The organism is Amycolatopsis sp. H20-H5 (genome assembly GCF_035828755.1).
Lineage (GTDB): Bacteria > Actinomycetota > Actinomycetes > Mycobacteriales > Pseudonocardiaceae > Amycolatopsis.
Genome location: NZ_JAYMZS010000024.1, coordinates 1 through 3,188 on the forward strand (window position 1 = coordinate 1; position 3,188 = coordinate 3,188).

Below are 3,188 nucleotides of genomic sequence, written 5' to 3' on the forward strand. Positions count from 1 at the left end.
GGCCCAGGCCGCCCACCAGGCTCACGAAACACCCACCGCGCTGTCGTATGCCACGTCGGAAAGAACCCCAAAACGGACACAAGAGCCACAAACGCAACGAACCAAACAGGTTAAACAACAAGCTTAGAACGCGTCTGAGAACTGACGTAAGCAGCCGCCGCTCGAAGCCTCGGGCACCTGTCCTTCGAAGCCGCCTACCCTCCACAAAGGACGAAAAAGCGGCCCATTCGCCCGTTTCATACCGCCACGACCGTTTCATGCGTGCCCCTGAAGGCCACCATGACAGCGTTCAACGCCGTGAAGGCTCCCATCAGGGCACACGGCAAACCTGGGGTCGCGACTGAAGGGGACTGTCCCTCGACTCAACCTCGCAAAAGGCCCCTTCACCAGAACAGACCGCGTGACAGTCCCCGTCAGTCACGCGGCCCTGGGCACCAAACTGGACGCCATGACATCAGTTTCCGGACGCCCTCTTAGCGCCTTCGGCGAGGGGGAAGGCGCCGGAGACGTGGGCCCGGAGCCTGCCCTGATCGACGAGGTCGGCGATGGCGCGCATCCCGGCCTGGTCGTGCTCGACGATCAGGGTGACGGCGCGGACCTGTGCCTTCTCCGCCGCGGCCTGGGTGTCGTCGGTGCCCGGTTGCAGGGAGACGAGGACACCGCCGGGGCTGAGCACGCCCACGGAGCGGGTGGCTGTTTCTCCGCCGAGAGCGTCAAGGACGACGTCGTAGCGCTCTTCGGTGTCGGTGAAGTCCTTAGTGCGGTGATCGATGCAGGCATCCACGCCGAGTTCGCGCAGGAAGTCGTGTTGCTCGGTCGACCTACCGGCGCACCTTCCGGGCTTCGGGTCCGGTCGCCGTCAGCGGCAGGCTTGACTGAAGTAGTGAATCGCTGCTTCACTTCTTCGGTGCCCTATCGACGGACCCCGAAAGTGCAGCAGCGGCTCGACGCCCAGCGCGGCCTGATCATCGACGCCGCGGTGGAGCTGCTCGCCGAGCGCGGGTACGGCGGCTGCTCGGTAGCCGCGGTCGCGGACCGGGCCGGGATCGCCGTCGGCAGCGTCTACAAGCACTTCCCCGGCAAGGCCGAGCTGGTCGTCGAGCTGTTCCGCAAGGTCGTCGGCGGGGAAGTGCGGGCGGTGCGGCAGGCGTCCGAGGGTCTCGGCAATCCGGCAGAGCGGGTCCTCGCGGTGTTCGAGACCTTCGCGAACCGCGCGCTGAAGGCCCCTCGTCAGGCTTATGCCCTGCTCGCCGAGCCGGTGGACGCGCCGGTCGAAGCCGAGCGGCTCGTCTTCCGGCGCGCGTTCCGTGACGTCGTCGCCGGGCACATCGCCGACGGTGTCCGTTCGGGCGCGTTGCCCGCACAGGACGCCGAGCTCACCGCGGCGGCGCTGGTCGGCGCCGCGGCCGAGGTGCTCATCGGCCCGCTGACCTCGGGCAGCGCGAGTGAGGTCTCCGAACTCCGTACCTTTGTCCTGCGTTCTTTGGGAGGTTCCGATGCCGGCCACGCATGAAGTCACCAACCAGGTCCCGCCGTTGCTCGGCTACGACGTCGCCGCCGATCCGGCTCTGCTCGAAGGCCTCGAGCAGGCGGGCGCGGGCTGGGCGGCGGACGAACTCCACGAGCTGGGACGTCGTGCCGGTGGCGAGGAGGCGCAGGAGTGGGGGCGGCTGGCCAACGAGAACGAGCCGGTCCTGCGCACCCATGACCGTTTCGGGCGCCGGATCGACGAGGTGGAGTTCCACCCCTACTGGCACGAGCTGATGAAGGTCGCGGTCGGGCACGGGCTGCACGCCACGCCGTGGCGGGACTCGCGGCCGGGGACGCACGCGGCCCGCGCGGCGAAGATGTACGTCTGGGGCCAGGTCGAGGTCGGGCACAGCTGCCCGATCTCGATGACCTATGCGGCGATCCCGGCGCTGCGGTTCAACCCCGAGCTCTCCGCGAGGTACGAGCCGCTGCTGGCCGCGACCGAGTACGACTTCGGGCTGCGCGAGCCGAGCACCAAACGCGGACTGCTCGCGGGCATGTCGATGACCGAGAAGCAGGGCGGCTCCGACGTCCGCGCCAACACGACGACCGCGCGCCCGGCCGGTGACGGCAGCTATGTCCTGGTCGGGCACAAGTGGTTCACCTCCGCGCCGATGTGCGACCTGTTCCTGACACTGGCGCAGGCGCCGGGCGGGCTCTCCTGTTTCCTGCTCCCCCGCGTCCTGCCCGACGGCACGCTGAACGGGATCCGGTTGCAGCGGTTGAAGGACAAGCTGGGCAACCGGTCGAACGCGTCCTCGGAGATCGAGTACGACAACGCCGTCGGCTGGCTGGTCGGCGAGGAGGGCCGCGGCGTGCGGACCATCATCGAGATGGTCAACAACACGCGGCTCGACTGCGCGATCGGCAGCGCCGCGGGGATGCGCGCCGGGGTGGTCCGGGCGGTGCACCACGCGCGGCACCGCCACGCGTTCGGCGCGGCGCTGGCCGACCAGCCGCTGATGACGAACGTCCTGGCCGACCTGGTGCTGGAGTCCGAAGCGGCCACGACGGTCGGCATGCGGCTCGCCGCGGCGATCGACCGGCCCGGCGACGAACAGGAACAGGCGTTCCGGCGGCTCGGGCTGGCGGTGTCGAAGTACTGGGTCTGCAAACGGGCGCCCGCACACGCGGCGGAAGCGCTGGAATGCTTGGGCGGCAACGGGTACGTCGAGGAGTCGGGGATGCCCCGGCTCTATCGCGAGGCCCCGCTGATGTCCATCTGGGAGGGCTCGGGCAACGTCGCCGCGCTGGACGCCCTGCGCGCGATGGCGAAGCAGCCGGAGACGGTCGCGGCGTACTTCGCCGAGGTCGAGCTGGCCGCGGGCGCCGACGGGCGCCTGGACGACGCGGTCGACCGGCTGCGCAAGGAGTTCACCGATCCGGCCGGGCTGGAATACCGCGCCCGGCGAGTGGTGGAGTCGATGGCGCTGGTCCTGCAGGGTTCCCTGCTGGTTCGGCTCGGCGCCCCCGCAGTGGCCGACGCATTCTGCGCGTCGCGTTTCGGCGGCGACTGGGGCATCGCGTTCGGCACACTGCCGTCCGGAGTGGACACCCGCGCGATCATCGCCCGCGCTGAAGTGACGGTCTAGGACACCCCCCTTGCCGTTCGAAATCGTGGTCCCTGAAGGCCACCATGACGGCGTTAAACGCCGTCA

The 3,188-nt window shown here is 69.4% G+C and carries 3 protein-coding genes; 2 read left to right on the forward strand and 1 reads right to left on the reverse strand.

Going from position 1 to position 3,188, the window contains the following annotated elements; translation table 11 throughout:
• Nucleotides 1–454: 454 nt before the first annotated feature.
• Nucleotides 455–784, reverse strand: coding sequence for a zinc-binding dehydrogenase (locus QMK34_RS16045; RefSeq protein WP_326414786.1), 330 nt, complete (start codon nucleotides 782–784; stop codon nucleotides 455–457).
• A 123-nt stretch (nucleotides 785–907) separates the two neighbouring features.
• Between QMK34_RS16045 and QMK34_RS16050 the strand changes: the two genes are divergently transcribed.
• Both QMK34_RS16050 and QMK34_RS16055 read left to right on the forward strand, forming a co-directional pair.
• The gene (locus tag QMK34_RS16050) at nucleotides 908–1,513 is read left to right on the forward strand and encodes a TetR/AcrR family transcriptional regulator (RefSeq protein WP_326414787.1); all 606 of its coding nucleotides are present in this window, start codon (nucleotides 908–910) and stop codon (nucleotides 1,511–1,513) included.
• Nucleotides 1,497–3,122, forward strand: a complete 1,626-nt coding sequence (locus QMK34_RS16055) for an acyl-CoA dehydrogenase family protein (protein ID WP_326414788.1) — start codon at nucleotides 1,497–1,499, stop codon at nucleotides 3,120–3,122. The genes QMK34_RS16050 and QMK34_RS16055 overlap by 17 nt, the downstream gene beginning before the upstream one ends.
• Nucleotides 3,123–3,188 lie beyond the last annotated feature (66 nt).